The following is a 17065-nucleotide window of genomic DNA, read 5'->3' as shown; positions in this document are numbered from 1 at the left end:
GGCATGACGATGACCATGACGGGTGTGCCCCATGCTTTCAAGAATCAAACCTGCCTTCCAGGCTCGGCGAGAACTGCTCGCTGCCTGCGTACTGCTCTGCTCCGCGAATGCTTCGGCCGATCAGGGTTTTGCCGCCAATCTCGATCGTATCCTGCGTGAACACCAATTGGTGCGGATGGTTGACGCCGATGTCGAGACTGCTCGTGAGCAGGTCAATGTCGAAAAGGCCGCGTATTACCCGAAACTGACCGTGAATGCCGGCGCTGGGCGCAGAAACACTCACCGTGAAGAAGGCACCGACGGGCATTACGATCCGGTCGATGCCAGCGTGGGGCTCAATCAGTTGATCACCGACTTCGGTGCCACGTCTTCGCGTGTCCAGGCGGCCAAGGTCGTTCTGGTCAAGGAAGAGGCCGAGCGCGAACTGCAAGTGCAGAACCTGATCCTGGCGGCCATCGAAGCCCAGCTCCAGGTCATCCAGGCCGAGCGTACCCAGTCCTACGCGCGTCAGTCCGAGCAGAACATCAAGCAGCAGACCTCGCTGGAGAACGCGCGCATGGAGGCCGGTCGTGGCTATGCGACCGACGTGCTGCAGGCGAAGTCGCAACTGGCTGGTGCCGAGGCGCGCCGAGTCATGGCTGACAGCCGCATGCGCGAATCCCTGAACCGTTATCGGGTTATCTTCGGCGAATCCGCGATTGCCCCGGACACCCTGGAGGCACTGGCTATTCCCGGCGATCGCCTGCCAGCTTCGGAAGCCGCCATCGTCGAGAGCGTGCGTCAGCAGAACCCCGATCTGCTCGCAGCCATCAAACGTGCCGAGGTCACCCTCGCCGAGCGTGATGCCGCACGCAGCAAGGAACTCATGCCGCGCCTGTCCTTCCGCCTGAGCCAGGAGCACTACGAGGATTACGACGACACGCCGGGGTTCCGCAACGACACCAAGGCCATGGTCAATTTCGATTGGCAGTTCGACCTCGGCATGCGCGCCAACTACGTCACCCGTGCCGCCGATCAGGCTGTCGCCAGCGCCCAGGAGAAAGCCGACTACGTACGCATCCAGGCCATGGAAGAAGCCCGCAACGCCTGGGTTTCCTGGGAAACCTCACGTGAGCGCGCCGACCACCTGCGCAATCAGGTGCGCATCGCCGAAAGCTTCCTCGAGCTGGCCCGCAAGGAACGTGAGATGGGGCGCCGCTCGCTGCTCGACATCCTCAACGGTGAAGTCGGCCTGATCAACGCCCAGAGCGACGCTACCGCCGCCGGTATCGACGAGATCATCGCCGCCTATCGTCTGTTGCGTGCAACGGGGCAACTGAGTCCGGGGATTTTCCGTCAGCCGGGAATCATCGTTCCGGCGGAGCGGGTGCTGCCTGTCGCTTCTCTGACAGCGGGCCAGACCAGTAGCAATTGAGTCCTGAGTCATCGCAATCGCATCGACACGCACGCACCTGTTCCAGGTGCGTTCGCGCTTCCAAAAGACAGGCTGTAAACAGCAGGAGTAGCCTCAATGGCTGAATTGACGAGTGCACAGATCGATACCCTGGTTCGTGCCGTACAGGTGGTCACGGATTTCCTGAACGGGCGTGCACCCGACGGGATCGACTCGCTCGAGCAGGCCCTGGCCGTCATGAGTCAGATGCTCCGCGCTGCCGGTATTCCCGTGCCGTTGGTCGAGAGCCTGCGTCAGTCCATTGCCGAACAGGCACGCGCCACGCAGCCGCAGCCGGAAGCGGCCGAGGCGTTTTCCTGGGTACAGAACTGGCTGGCGAGCGCCGACATCGAGGTTCAGAGACTCGATGAAGGAAGCACGAGCGCGCCCCTCGATGTGCTCACGCCCATGGCGGAACCGGCTCCGTCGATTTCGGCGCCGGCCCCGTTCGACAGCACGCATCGTCCTGAAATCACCGGCCTGCTGGGGCAGGACATCGATCGAAGCGATGTGGCGGCGCAACCCGAGCGTACGCAACTGACTGGTGACCTCAGTGGCAGCGGTGTGCTGCCGCCGGGTGTGCCACCGGAACTGGCCATGCTCAACCTCGACGGCTTCGGTTCTGGTCTGCTCGGTGGCGTCACGTCGGGGATTGGCCCAGGTGGCGCATCGCAGGGTACTGGCGGGGTGGCCGGGGGCGGTCTCGGTGTGTTTCCCAACTTCCGTGACGACAGCGGCATCGGCAGCAGTTTGTCTGCCGGGACGGATCGTGGACTGCCCACCGACACTGGCGGCAACCAGAACACGCCACCGACTGGCAGTAGCCAGCCGGCTTCGGTTCTTTCCGTGCGTGGTGGTGGCGACGTGGTCGAGGGCGACGACGGCGATACCATGGTGCTGGTGTTTACCGTGAGCCGCACCTCCGCAACCGGTGCTGCTCAGGTGCAGTGGACGCTCAATGGTCTGGATCCGGCGCTGTTCGGCGGCTCGATGCCCAGCGGCGCACTGGTTTTCGCCGACGGCCAGACCGAGCAGCAGATTCGCATCGAGGTGCCAGGTGATTATCTGGCGCAGGGTGACCGCACCGCTGTAGTGTCCTTGAGCAGCCCGAGTGCCGGCAGCCAACTCGGCCAGTCCAGCGCCTCGGTGCAGATTCTCGACAACGACGCCACCGTCAGCATCCAGGCCACGCGTTTGCAGGTACTGGAGGGCGATGAGGGCGAGCAGCAGTTGCTGACCTTCGTGGTCACGCGCAGCAATGGTCGTGCCCCGGCGACCCTCGATTGGGCCGCCAGTGGCCTGGACGAGGCGGACATCGGTGGCCCGTTGCCCTCCGGGAGCCTGACCTTCGGCGTTGGCGAGGTGAGCAAGACCATCAGCATCCCGCTGCTCGGCGACCGCGTTGTCGAGCCCAACGAGGTGCTGCAGGTCAGCCTGAGCAACCCCAGCAGCAACCTGACCATCGTCACCGCTGACGCTACCACCACGGTGCTCAACGATGACGGCCTGGTGTCGATTCGTGCCAACCAGTCGCAGGTCGTCGAAGGCGACACCGGCACTACCACGACCATCAGCTTTACCGTCACCCGTACCGATTCGCTGAGCAGTGGTTCGGTGCGCTGGTCGGTCAGCGGCGTCGATGCCGAAGACCTCATCGAGGGCATCGATGGCGGCTTCCTGCATTTCGCGGCCGGCGAAACCAGCCGTGACATCGTGCTCACCGTGCGCGGCGACCGTGAGGTCGAGGACGACAAGACCCTGACTGTCAGCCTGCAGAGCGAGCAGAGCAACCTACGCGTCTCCGGCGGCAGTGCCAGCACCGTGATCCTCAACGATGACACCGGCGTCAGCCTGCGTGGCGTGACCATGGACGTGATGGAAGGTGGCCAGGGCCAGCAAACGGCGATCACCTTCATGGTGACCCGTTCCGAACTGCTAGATCAGAGCCTGACCATCGATTGGCGTTTCGTCCGTGTGGGTACCCATGCCGCCGACGCCAACGACTTCGTCGCCGGGCAGAACCTGCTCAACCTGGCTGATGGCATGCCCAGCGGTGGTGTCACTTTCGCGCCCAACGAGACGCAGAAGTTGGTCACCGTGTGGGTCAAAGGCGACAACCTGGCGGAAATGGACGAGACCTTCGGCATCGTTCTGCACAACCCGCCGGCTGGCGTGCAGATCATCAATGGCGAAGCCTATGGCACCATCCGCACCGACGAGTCGGTGTACAGCATCGAGGCCGTGACCCCGTCGACCGTCGAGGGTAACGGCACGGGCGGTGTGCAGGCCTTCATCGTCACCCGTACCGGCAACATCAGCAGTGCCGGGCAGGTCGGCTACCAGATCGCCGGCTATGGCGAGCTGCCGACAGACGTGAACGATTTTGCCGCCGATCAGCCCATGAGCGGCACCGTGCAGTTCGCTGCCGGAGAGAGCAGCAAGGTCATCTACGTGCGCCTCAACGGTGATACCCAGATCGAGGGTACCGAGAGCTACACCGTGTCGCTGCAGGCCCAGGATGCCAACAGCCAGATCGACGTCGGTGCGGCACTGGCCAGCATCGACTCGGACGACCAGGCGGTGTCCATCGTCGCGCGCAATGCCAACGTGCGCGAAGGCACCACCAGCACCACGCCGCTGGAGTTCGTGGTGACCCGTACCGGTGAGCTGTCGCTGTCCGGTACTGTGCAGTGGCATGTGCAGGGCTTTGGCAACAATCCGGTGGACGCCGCCGACTTCGGCGGCACCTGGCCGTCCGGCACCGTCGAGTTCGCACCGGGTCAAAGCAGTGCGGTGATTCGCTTCAGCGCGACACCGGACAGCCACTACGAGGCCACTGAAGGGTTGCAGGTTGTCATCAGCAGCACCACGCCGGGTATGACCGTTATTCAGGATCGCGCCAATGGCAGCCTGATCAACGATGACGCACGCCTGACTCTCGATGGCACCGGCCTGGTAGCCGCTGAAGGCAACAGTGACACACCACGCTCGCTCAACTTCACCGTGCAACGCCAGGGCGATCTGACCCAGAGCGTCAGTGTCGACTGGCGCCTGGTGTTCGGCAGCGATGCCAACTCCGCCAACGCCGCCGACTTCCTCGCCGGCACCGTTTTCAACGGCACCCTCGAATTCGGTCGCGGTGTACAGAGCCTGGTGGTGACCCTGCCATTGTCGCCAGACAATCTGGTGGAGCTGGACGAAACCTTCCAGGTGGTGCTGAGCAACCCCAGTCCTGGTGCGGAAATCTCCGTCGGTTCGGCCAATGGTCTGATCCGCAACGACGACGTGGTGTTCAACCTGCTGTCCCAGGCCGATAGCCTGGAGGGCAGTGGCGGTAGCCATGAACTGCGCTACGTAGTCGAACGCAGCGGTGACCTCAGTGGCAGCGATACCATTACCTGGAGTCTCGCCCCGGGCGCCGTCAACGGCGTGGATGGCAGTGATTTCGTCGGTGGCGTGCTGCCTAGTGGCACGCTGGTGTTCGCCGCGGGCGTCGATCGCATGGAAATCGTCCTGCACATCGCTACCGACTCGCAGCTGGAGGCCGACGAGAGCTTCGTGCTCAGCCTCGGCACGCCGAATCCTGGCGCTACTGTGGGTAACGGCAGCGTCAATGGTCTGCTGCTCAATGACGACCAGCAGTTCGCCATTCAGGCGCAGACCGCCAGCGTCACCGAAGGCGGTGACGGTCAGACTGCGCAACTGAGTTTCCTGGTCAATCGCACCGGCTATCTGGGTGGTAGCGGCAGTGTGGCCTGGCGTGTGGTCGGCGAGGGCGGCAACCCGGTGGACGGTGCCGATTTCGTCGGCGGCGTGCTACCGTCCGGCACGCTCAACTTCACCAGCGGCCAGACCAGCCAGACCATCACCCTGCAGGTGGCGGGCGACTACCGCCTGGAGGCCAGCGAAGGCCTGCGCGTCGAACTCTACGACCCGTCCACGGGCGCTAGCCTGGGCAATGCCTCGGCCACAGCGACCATTACCAACGATGACACCGGCCTGGCCATCGCCACCACCCGTAGTGGCCTGGTAGAAGGTGACAGTGGCAGCGTCATCCATGAATTCACCGTGACCCGCTCCGGCGTCACTACGGGCACCACCAGTGTCGACTGGAGCCTGTCCGGTGAGGTCGATGCGGCGGACTTCGTTGGCGGCGTGCTGCCGTCCGGTACCGTCACCTTCGCCCCGGGCGAGACCAGCAAGGTGATCCAGATCGCCGTGCGCGGCGACCGCGACGTGGAGGGCGACGAGTCCTTCACCGTGACCCTCGGCAATGCCAGTGGTCATGCCGACATTCTGGTCGGCGAGGCGCAAGGCAGTATCGTTTCCGATGACATCGGCATCAGTATCCAGGCCGAGCAAGCCGCCGTGGATGAAGGCGCGGCCGGCGAAACCCAGGTGCTGCGCTTTACCGTGACGCGTAGCGGTGACCTGTCGGGCCCGGTCAGTGTGACCTGGGCCGCCAGCGGTCTGCAGGCCGATGACTTTGTCCTCGGCACCGCGCTCAACGGTCTGGTGGAATTCGCCGCCGGTGAAACCAGCAAGGTGATCGAGCTGACCCTGGCCGGTGATGCCGTGCTGGAAAACGACGAAACCCTCACCCTGACCCTGGGCAACCCGGTCTCGAACCCGGCCCATGGCCAGACCCAGTTGTTGACCGACAGCGCCAGCACTCTGGTGCGCAACGATGACCTGGCGCTGTCCATCGGCGCCGACCAGACCAGTGCCGCTGAAAGCGATGCCGGTCAGGAGCGCAGCTTCACCTTCACCGTGACCCGCAGTGGCGACCTGCGTGCCACCAGCGTCGACTGGAAGGTGGCGGTCGGGCAGGGCGTCGATGCCGCCAGCCTGGCTGATTTCGTCACCGGCCAGGATGCACTCGGCGGCAATGCCGGCCTGCCATCCGGCACCGTGGCCTTTGCCGAAGGCCAGACCAGCGTGCAGATCACCGTGCGCGTGGCCGGTGATGGCCATATCGAGCTGGATGAAACCTTCAGCGTTGAGCTGCAGGCTCGCGATGGCAACACCGAATTGACGGTGGCCAGTGCCGAGACCCGTATCGACAATGACGACATGGGCTTCTCCATCACCCCACTGGCCGCCGACAAGGCCGAAGGCCACAGCGGCACCACCGCATTCACCTTTACCGTGACCCGCGCCGGTGATCTCGGCTCGGCAGCCCTGGTGGACTGGTCGTTGTCCGGCATCGCCAATGCCGCGGACTTCGCTGCCAGCAGCGGTACCCTGAGCTTCGCCGCCGGCGAGGCGAGCAAGACGCTGACCATCCAGGTCAACGGTGACCAGCAGGTGGAGGCTGACGAAACCTTCACCGTCATCCTGAACAATGCCCGCCTGGAAGATGGCACGCCGCAGGCGGTGGTCGATGGCACGGCCGCTGGGGTGATTCGCAACGACGACCAGGGTTTCTCGGTGAATGCCGAGCAGGCCAGCATCAGCGAAGGCAACAGCGGCAGCAAGACGGTGATCTACACCATCGTACGCAGTGGCGACCTCACCGGGAGCGCTACGGTGGACTACCAGATCACCGGCAGCAACGGCGGCGACGCGGCCGACACCATCGGTGGTCTGCCGACCGGCAGCCTGACGTTCGCTCCTGGCCAGTCCGAGCTGACCGTCAGCTTCACCTTGCGTGGCGATACCCGTGTGGAGGCCGACGAGTCCTTCACCCTGACCCTGAGCAACCCGAGTGCCGGCATCCTGATCAAGGCCAGCGACAGCACGCTGGTCACCAACGATGACACCAACTTCAGCATCAGCGCGCCGGCTGCACAGAACGAAGGCGCCACGGGGGATGTCACCGAATTCATCTTCACCGTCACGCGTAGTGGTGTGACCACTGGCACAGGCTCCGTGCAGTGGCGCCTGGCTCCGGCCGCGGGGGTCAATGCCAGCGATTTCCAGGGCAGCCAGGATGCCCTTGGCAACAACGCTGGGCTGCCCAGTGGCACGGTCAACTTCGCAGCCGGTCAGACCAGCCAGACCATCACCATCCGCGTGCGCGGCGACAATACCGTGGAGAGCAGCGAGTCGCTGCAGGTGTCGCTGTTCAACCCCACCGGCGGCACCATCGAAGCGGGCGAGGGCACGGCCAGCACGCAGATCGTCAATGACGACGCCAGCTTCAGCATCGCCGCCAATGCCACTACCCAGGCCGAAGGCAATAGCGGTGAACGCGACGTGGTCTTCACCGTCACTCGCAGCGGCTCTCTGAGCGGCGCACGCGACATGACCTGGACGCTGTCCGGTGGCCTGAATGCCAGCGATCTCGGGGTGGGTCAGGCGTCCAGCGGGACGCTCAGCTTCGCCGATGGCCAAAGCACCGCCACCGTGGTGATCCGCGTGCGTGGTGACTCCAACGTCGAGGGGGACGAGGATGTCATCGTGACGCTCTCCAATCCTTCGGCGAACGCCAGCATCGGCACCGCCAGCGCTACCACGACGCTGACCAACGACGATGCCTCGCTGAGCATCAGCCCGTTGTCCGCCGACAAGGGCGAGGGCAACAGCGGCTACGTCGAATTCACCTTTACCGTGACCCGCGCCGGCTATACCAGCCAGGTCAGTACGGTTGATTGGCGGGTCGACCCCAGCGTCGCCAACTCGGTGAACGCTGCCGACTTCTTCGCCACCCAGGCTGCGGGTGTGTTGCGCGATGTCGATGGCATCCCCTATGGCACCGTGACCTTCGCGGCTGGCGAAACCAGCAAGACCATCACCCTGCGCGTGGCGGGCGACAGCCAGCTCGAAAGCAACGAAACGCTGCGGGTGCTGCTGGAGAACGCCTCGCCCGGCAACGAGATCGCCACGGCCAGTGCCGATGGCGTGGTGCGCAACGACGATGCCGAATTGAGTATCAGCGGTACCCTGTCGCGTAGCGAAAGCGATGCTGGTCATGGCACCGGCGCCTTCTTCGAATACACCATCACCCGCACTGGCAACCTGAACCAGACCAGCACGGTCGATTGGGCCGTGCAGCATGTCGATACCAACTCCGCCGACTTCACCAATGGCTCGGTGAACCTCAACCCGTTCGGCAGTGTGACCTTCCTGGCGAACGAGACCAGCAAGACCTTCCGCGTCTACGCCTATGGCGACACCGGGGTCGGCAGCGTCGAAGGCAACGAGCGCTTCAACGTGGTGCTGAGCAACCCCAGCGGTGGCACCTCGATCGGCAGCAGCGGCAGCGTGCAGAGCACCATCACCAACGACGATACCCAGGTCACCATCGAGTGGACGCAGGCACGTCAGGCCGAGAAGATCGATGGTGAGACCACCACTTACACCATTACCCTGACCCGCAGTGGCGATACTGCCAAGGCTTCCAGCCTGAGCTGGAGCCTGAGCGGGCAGGATGTCTACGATTACACCAACGGACGCTGGGAGTATTCGGCCGACGGAGCCGACTTCGTGGGTGGTACCCTACCATCGGGCACGGTCAACTTCGCCAATGGCGAGACCAGCAAGACCGTGACCATCAGCGTACGTGGCGACAACGTCGTCGAGGACGACCAGTGGTTCAAGGTGCAGTTCAACAACGTCAGCGGCATCGACGAACTGCGTGCCCCGCAAACCGGTACCCAGAGCATCTACACGGCCGATACGGCACTGCAGAACAACAGCAGTGCGAGCACCGTCTACCTGTTCGGCGAGATCCAGCGTGACGAGGCGGAGTTCTACATTCAGGACACGCCCACCACGGGGCGCAATCGTTTCGAGGGCGATACCGTCGCCGACGGCGGCAATGCTGCCGACGGTTACATCGAACACACCTTCGCCGTGTATCGCACCATCTCCACCGCGGGCCCGGCCTGGGTCGACTGGGCGGTACAGACCAGCGTCGGCAGTTATGCATCGATCAGCGCCGACGACTTCTGGAATGACACCATTCCGTCCGGGCGTCTGGAGTTCGCCGATGGCGAGTCGGTGAAGTACGTCACCATCCGCACCAAGGTGGATGACCTTGGCGAGTACGACGAGGCCTTCCGCCTCTATCTGAACCAGGCCAGCCCGGGGAGCAGCATCCAGGCCGGTTCCACCGCCAGCCCACCCGGCGGCGCCATCAATAACCATGTGGTGTTGCAGAACGACGATACCCGCTTCGATGTTAGTAGCGAGCGCATCACCGAAGGCGACGAGTTGGTCTTCACCATCACCCGCGCCGGCGACCAGCGCGGCAGCGATTCGGTGGATTGGGAAATCGTCCTGGGTGGCTCGGAGACGAGTAACGAGTCCAACAACGTCCGTAACGACTGGTACAAGCTCGATCCGGCCGACCTGGACATGGATGCGATCCTGGCCAACAACCCCGGCCTGTCCTGGAATGCGGCCACGCGCACGTTGAGCGGAAGCTTCACCTTTCTCGATGGCGAGTTGACCAAGACCGTCACCCTCTACACCGTCAACGACACGCTGACCGAGACCTGGCGCGAAGAAGTGAAGATGGTGCTGAGCAACCCGCAGAACCTCGATGGCGACATCGAGACGCCCTCGCTCGGTTACAACCAGGATGGCTGGGTGTTGAACGACGAGCCGGCGGCGCTGCTCGCCGTGACCAGCAGCACCAGCGAGGTGTTCGAAGGCAATACCGGCACCACTAGCGTCACTTTCACCATTACCCGTACCGCGCAGCCCGGTGGCAGCGTGGATTACGCCAGCAGCGTGGCCTGGCAGATCGTCGGCGATAACATCAACTGGGGCGGCAACGGCGGGGCGCAGGTCAGCAACTACGGCGGCAATGCTGCCGCGGTGACTTCGCCATACTCCAACACCACCTATGGTGTGGTGAACTTTGCGGCGGGTGAGACCAGCAAGCAGGTCACGGTGACCTTCCCAGGTGACACCGTGATCGAGTCGGACACCCTGCTGAACTTCTCGCTGATCTCGCCGAACGATGCCTACAACCATCCGTTCATCAGCTCGCAATACCGTGACGAGTACGGCCCGACCGGCCTCGACCCGGCGCAGAGCAGTGCCAGCAGCACGTTGAAGAACGACGATATCCGCTTGTGGGTCGGCTATTTTGGCAACGCCGATCCGGTCGCCAGTGGTTATGAGGGGCAACCACTCAACTTCACTATCGTGCGCAGTGGGCGCATGGATAACGCGCTGACCATCGGTTACACCCTGACCAACGGCAGCACCACCAACGCCGACTTCGTCAGCCTGAGCGGCACCTTCACCTTGCCTGCCGGGACGTCCAGCTACAACGTCTCGCTGCTCGACCTGCTCAAGGCCGATGGCATCATCGAGAACACCGAGGGGTTCACCCTGCGGCTCAACGCGCCGGCCGACAGCACCGGTTCCACCGTGCGTTTCGGCAGCGATGGCTGGAGTGCCAGCAGCGCCACCAGCATGAACGTCACCGGCACCCTGTTGGAAAGCGATACGCGTTACACCGCCACGCCAACCACTGCCAGTCAGAGCGAGGCGGATGCCGGCCAGACCACCACCTATTCGTTGACGGTCAACCGCACCGGCTACACTGGCTTCGGCTCGGTGAAGTGGCGTGTCGAGGGCGTGGGGGCAAACCCGGCCGATGCCGCGGATTTCTCCGGCGGTGTTCTGCCCAGCGGCACACTGACCTTCTCCGATGGCGTGATGACCGGCAACATCAACATCGTCGTGCGCGGCGATGGCCAGGTCGAGAACAACGAAGGCTTCCGCGTGGTGTTCTACGAGGAGACCCTCAACAGCGCCGGTATCGTCAACCGCCCGGTAACCGGGCAGAACAGCCCCGACCTGACCATCGTCAACGATGACACCGGCATCAGCATCGCCGATGCCTCGATCACCGAGACCGATGCCAACCAGACCCTGACCTTCACCGTCACCCGCTCTGGCGTCATCAGCGGCACTTCCAGCATGAACTGGTCGCTGCTGCACGACACTACCAACGCCGCGGACTTTACGGGCGCGACCAGTGGCACCCTGAACTTCGCGGCCAACCAGACCACTGCGCAGATCACCGTGACCGTGGTCGGCGATGTCACCCCGGAGCAGGTGGAGAAGTTCCGCATCGCCCTGAGCAACCTCAGCAGCGACATCAGCGATCAGATCCGCACCACGGCCGAAGGCACCATCCGCAACGACGATGCGAGCTTCTCCATCGCTCCGCTGCAGGGTGCCAGCAACGAAGGTCAGGCGCAGACCTTCGTCATCACCCGCAGCCACAGCACCGAGCAGAACCAGACCATCAACTGGCAGGTACTGTTCAACGGCACGGCCGACAGTGGCGACCTCAGCGGCCCACTGTCCGGTTCGGTGGTTTTCGCACCGGGCGAGCTGACCAAGACCATCAGCGTGCAGTCCAGCCAGGACGCCGTGGCCGAGGCCGACGAGACCTACAGCGTGCAGATCACCCTGGGCACGGGTACCACGGGCGACACCATCACCCAGGCCACCGCCGAGGGCACCATTCTCAATGATGATGCGGCCTTCAACATCGTGGCTGGGCAGACCGATCTGGCCGAAGGGCACAGTGGCACCACGGCATTCACCTTCACCGTGCAGCGCAGCGGCGACACCAGTGGCAGTGCCAGCGTCAACTGGCGCCTGGGTTCGGCGCAGGCTGGCGTGGCCGATTTCGCCACTGCCGACCTGCTCGGTGACAACGCTGGACTGCCGAGCGGCAGCCTGGTGTTCGCCGATGGCGAGTCGAGCAAGACCATCACCGTGCTGGTCAATGGCGACACCCTGGTAGAGGGCGACGAAGCCTTCCAGGTGGTGCTGGGTAACCCGGTCGGCGCGCAGATCCAGACGGGCAGCGCCAGCAGCACCATCGTCAATGACGATGCCAGCATCAGCATTGCTGCCACCGACGCCAGCAAGGCCGAGGGCAACAGCGGCACCACCGCGTTCACCTTCACCATTACTCGCAGCGGTTCTCTGGAGCAGCCGAAGACAGTCGACTGGGCCGTGATCGGCAGTGGCGCGCACCCGGCGGACGGCAGCGACTTCGCCGTGGGCGTGCTACCTTCCGGTTCGCTGGTGCTGCCGGCGGGGCAAGCCAGCGTCACCCTGACCATCAACGTGCGCGGCGATGTGCTGGCCGAGTACGACGAGGGTTTCAGCGTGGTGCTGAGCAACCCGTCCAGTGGTGTGGTGATTGGCCAGGCCAGCGCCGATGGTCTGATCATCGCCGATGACGTGGTGATCGACGTCGCCGCACCGGCCGCCCAGGCCGAAGGCAATGACGGACAGACCACCTGGTTCGACTTCGTGCTCACCCGCAGCGGCAAGCTGTCGGGCACCGAGACCATCAACTGGAGCGTGGCCGGCATTGGCGCCAATCCGGCCTCGGCGGATGACTTCCTGCAGACCAGCGGCAGCGTGACCTTCACCGCCGGCCAGGAGCAGCTGACCATCCGTGTGCCGGTGCGCGGCGACTACAGCGGCGAGGCCAACGAGGACTTCCGCCTGAGCCTGAACAGCACCGATGGCGTGGTGTTCACCCAGGCCACGGCCGATGCCACTATCGTTAACGACGACGTGTCGCTGACCCTGGTGGCCACCGATGCGCGTCACGTCGAGGGCCATGATGGCCTGCAGACCGTCTACACCTTCACTGTCAGCCGCAGTGGCAACCTCGACCTGGCCACCAGCGTGGACTGGAGCCTGCAGGGGCTGGCCGACGCTGCCGACTTCCTTGGTGGCGTGCTGCCCAGCGGCACGTTGAACTTCGCTTCGGGCGAGGCCGGCAGCCAGACCATCAGCATCACCGTCATCGGTGATCGCGCGGTCGAGCCGGACGAAACCTTCCAGGTGGTGCTCGGCAATGCATCGGCTGGCTCCGACATCAAGGTCGGCAGTGCCACCGGTACCATCGTCAGCGATGACGTGCACTGGAATATCGGCGTGGCCGCCACGCCGGTCGAGGGCGACAGTGGCGCCACGGGCTACCAGTTCCTGGTTACCCGTACTGGCAGCGGCCTGGCCACGACCCTGGCCTGGAGCGTGGCTGGCAGCGGTGCCAATCCGGCTTCAGCGGACGATTTCTTCGGCGGCCAGTTGCCGTTCGGCGACCTGACCTTCGCCGAAGGCCAGATGAGCCAGACCATTACCGTCTGGGTCGCCGGTGATAATCAGCTGGAGCCCGACGAAGGCTTCACCGTCAGCCTGCAGGCGCCGAGCGACAGCCTCAGCCATACCTTCGCCAACCAGCAGGTGAGCGCGCTGATTCGCAACGATGACGACGTATTCGCCATCGCCCCGCGCGCCGCCGATGGCGTCGAAGGCACCACGCTGACCTTTACCGTGACCCGTACCGGTAGTACCGAAGGTACGTCTACGGTCAACTGGCGCATCAACCATGGCGATACCGATGTCAGTGATTTCTTCGCCACCAGCGGCACGCTGACCTTCGCCGACGGGCAGAGCGAGATGGTGCTGACCATCCCGGTACGCAGCGACCGCGACGTCGAAATCGACGAGCACTTCAGTGTCGAGCTGTACCAGCCGGGCGCTGGCAGCACCATCGATGCAGGTGCCGGCAGTGCCGCTGGGGTGATCCGCAACGACGACATCGACCTGACCTTGGCCAGTGTCGTCGCGCAGGTTCACGAGGGCGATAACGGCACACCGGGGCGCCTGCATTTCACCGTGACCCGCAGCGGTGATACCAGTGGTCAGACTTCGGTCGATTGGCAGGTGCAAGCCGGCTCGGCCAACGCAGCCGACTTCCCGGGTGGCGTGCTGCCGTCCGGCTCCGTAGTGTTTGCCGCCGGTGAAACCCACAAGGACATCTACATCCATGTGCTCGGCGACGGTTTCGACGAAGGCGACGAGTCGTTCACCCTGCACCTGTCCAACCCGACCGGCAACACCGACATTGTCGGCAACGATCAGGTCGGTACACTCGTCAACGACGACGACAGCCTGGCCCTGAGCGTGGTGACCCGCGAGTTGGTCGAAGGCGACAGCGGCCTGACCCTGTTCACCTTCCGTATCGACCGTACCGGCAGTGCCGTGGGCACCGCCAGCGTCGACTGGCGTGCGGCCGGCATCGGCGCGCATCCGCTGAGCGACGCCGAGTTCGCCGCGCTGAGCGGCACCGTACACTTCGCTGACGGCGAGACCAGCAAGACCTTCACCGTCGCCGTGCGCGGTGACGAGCTGGGCGAGGAAGACGAGAGCTTCGCCGTGCAACTAGAGAACCCCAGTTACGGTTCCACCATCACCACCGGCCCGGTCAGCGCCGTGGTGCTCAACGACGACCCGGTGCTGTGGATCAGCGCTGATGCCGCCACGGTGGTGGAGGGCAGCGACGGTCTGCAGACTCCGGTGACCTTCACCGTTACCCGCGGTGGTGACCTGTCCGGCCCGGCCAGCGTGCTCTGGGAGGTGCTGCCGTCGGGCACCAACCCGGCCAATGCCGAAGATTTCGGCGGCGTCTACGTCAGTGGCGTGGTCGCCTTTGGTGTCGGTGAAACCAGCAAGACCATCACCGTGTGGGTCGATGCCGACACCCTCGGCGAGCAGGACGAGACCTTCTCCGTGGTGCTCAGTGACGCCGAAGGCGCCACCATCCTCACTGGCGAGGCCAGCGTCACCATCCTCAACGATGATCGTGGCCTGAGCATCGCCGCCCTGGGCAGTGACAGCCTGCGCGAGGGCGACACGGGCGAGGTGACCGAGTTCGTCTACCGCGTGGAGCGCGTCGGTGACAGCGCCGGCAGCGTCAGCGTCGACTGGTCGCTGCGCGGCAACGGCACCTATCCGGCCAACGCAGGTAGCTTCGTCGGTGGCGTACTGCCGTCTGGCTCGCTGGTCTTCGCCGATGGTGAAACCTACAAGGACATCGTCATCCGCGTGCAGGGCGATGACGTGCTCGGCCCGGATCAGGGCTTCGAGGTGGTGCTCAGCGACCCGCAGGGCATCGAGCTGATCAATGACCGTGCCAGCGGCACCATCCTCAACGATGACAACCAGTTCGCCATTCGTGTGGTCGACAGCGTGCTGGCCGAGGGCAACGGCGGCGCCACCACGGTGTTCCGCTTCACCGTCACCCGTAGCGGCGACACCTCGTCAGCGGCCAGTATCGACTGGTCGGTGGCCGGCAGTGGCGCGGCTCCGGCGGACGGCGCCGACTTCGTCGGTGGCGTACTACCCACCGGTACCCTGCATTTCGCCGCTGGCGAGACCAGCAAGGTGCTGGAGATTGCCGTCAACGGTGATGACCTCGGTGAGTCCGATGAACAATTCACCGTGCAGTTGTCCAGCAGCGGTGGCGGCAGTAGCGTCAACCCGCTGCAAGGAAGTGCGCGTGCCACCATCCAGAGCGACGACGTCGCCCTGACCGTGCTGGCGCTGGACAACAGTCGCCTGGAGGGGGCCCCGGGCACCACCACGCCGCTGACCTATCGCATCCTGCGCGCAGGGCCGGATGACGTTGCCCTGACCATTCACTACAGCATCGTCGGAGCGGTGGACGCCAATGACTTCACCATTCCGCTGACCGGCACCATCACCCTGGCCGCTGGCGTGTCGGAGCTGATCTTCAACTTGCCGATCCGTGGCGATTCGCTGCGCGAGGGCGACGAGTCGTTCAACCTGACCTTCACGCATCCAGCCATCGCCGGCGGCGCCACCACCCTTGGCGGTACCATCCGCGACGACGACCTGGGCCTGGCCATCAGTGGCCCGGACAGCCTGGTGGAGGGCGACAGCGGCCTGCAGACGGTGACCTACCAAGTGACACGCAACCCCACGGCCAGTGCCGAGACCTTCTACTGGAGCGTCACGCCGGGTGCGGGGCAGGGCGTGGATGGCGACGACTTCGGTGGCACCTTGCCCTCGGGCAGCGTCACCTTCGCCGCCGGCAGTACCACGGCCAGCTTCAGCTTCCAGGTCAGCGGTGATCGTGCCGTGGAGGTCGACGAGCTGATGTCCATCGTGCTGCGCGCCACGGCCAACAGCCCGTACGTGCTGATCAGCAAGGACGTGGTGCTGCGCAACGACGACCAGGCAGGAGCAGGCGATGACTTGCTCACCGGCACGTCGGGCGCCGACAACCTGTCTGGCCTGGGTGGCAACGACCGGCTGTTCGGCGGTGCCGGCAGCGATGTGCTCAATGGTGGAGATGGCGATGACCTGCTGGTCGGGGGCGCGGGGGCCGATGTGCTGATCGGCGGTGCGGGGGCGGATCGCTTCCACTACACCTCGCCGACCGATGGCATGGACGCGATCCTGGATTTCCAGGCCGGCGTCGACCATCTGACTTTCGACCCGACGGCCTTCGGTGGTCTGAATGGCCTGACCTCGGTCTCGCAAGCCTTCACCGGCGACATCATGCAGACCCTGGCGCAACTGGCCGGGCAGGGCAACGCCGACGTCTACCGAGTCAGCTTCGCACCGGGGCAGTTCCAGTTCGGCACTGGTAGCAACGGTCACCTGGACGAGCTGGAGGCGGCGATCTCGGGCAACGGGCAGCACAGTGGTGCGGCTTTCTTCCTGATCTCCAATGGCGACGTCACGCGTTTGTATTACGATGCCGACACGTCCAGCGGTACCGATGGCAGCGGCCTGGTGGCGCTCGCCGAGCTGGCCAACCAGCCCGACGCGCACAGCCTGCCGCAGGACATCATCCAGCCTTACACGGTGTAACCCGTTCCCCTG

2 protein-coding genes are annotated in these 17065 nt (G+C 64.5%); both read left to right on the top strand.

All coding sequences use genetic code 11. The features are described from left to right. The first annotated feature begins 31 nt into the window (after positions 1-31). Positions 32-1414, top strand: a complete 1383-nt coding sequence (locus tag C7A17_RS25985; RefSeq protein WP_106742326.1) for a TolC family protein — start codon at positions 32-34, stop codon at positions 1412-1414. A gap of 96 nt (positions 1415-1510) precedes the next feature. Then, positions 1511-17053 carry a Calx-beta domain-containing protein gene (locus C7A17_RS25980; RefSeq protein ID WP_106742324.1) on the top strand — a complete coding sequence of 5181 codons (15543 nt, stop codon included), beginning with the start codon at positions 1511-1513 and terminating at the stop codon, positions 17051-17053. The last annotated feature ends 12 nt before the right edge of the window (positions 17054-17065 follow it).

The organism is Pseudomonas mendocina, assembly GCF_003008615.1.
Taxonomy (GTDB): Bacteria; Pseudomonadota; Gammaproteobacteria; order Pseudomonadales; family Pseudomonadaceae; genus Aquipseudomonas; species Aquipseudomonas mendocina_C.
The sequence above is the reverse complement of the archived record's forward strand: the minus strand, read 5'-3'. Positions and strand labels throughout refer to the sequence as shown.

Coding starts and splice junctions, on each gene's coding strand:
- C7A17_RS25985 (WP_106742326.1), top strand. CDS start 32: ATGCTTTCAAGAATCAAACCTGCCTTCCAGGCTCGGCGAGAACTGCTC.
- C7A17_RS25980 (WP_106742324.1), top strand. CDS start 1,511: ATGGCTGAATTGACGAGTGCACAGATCGATACCCTGGTTCGTGCCGTA.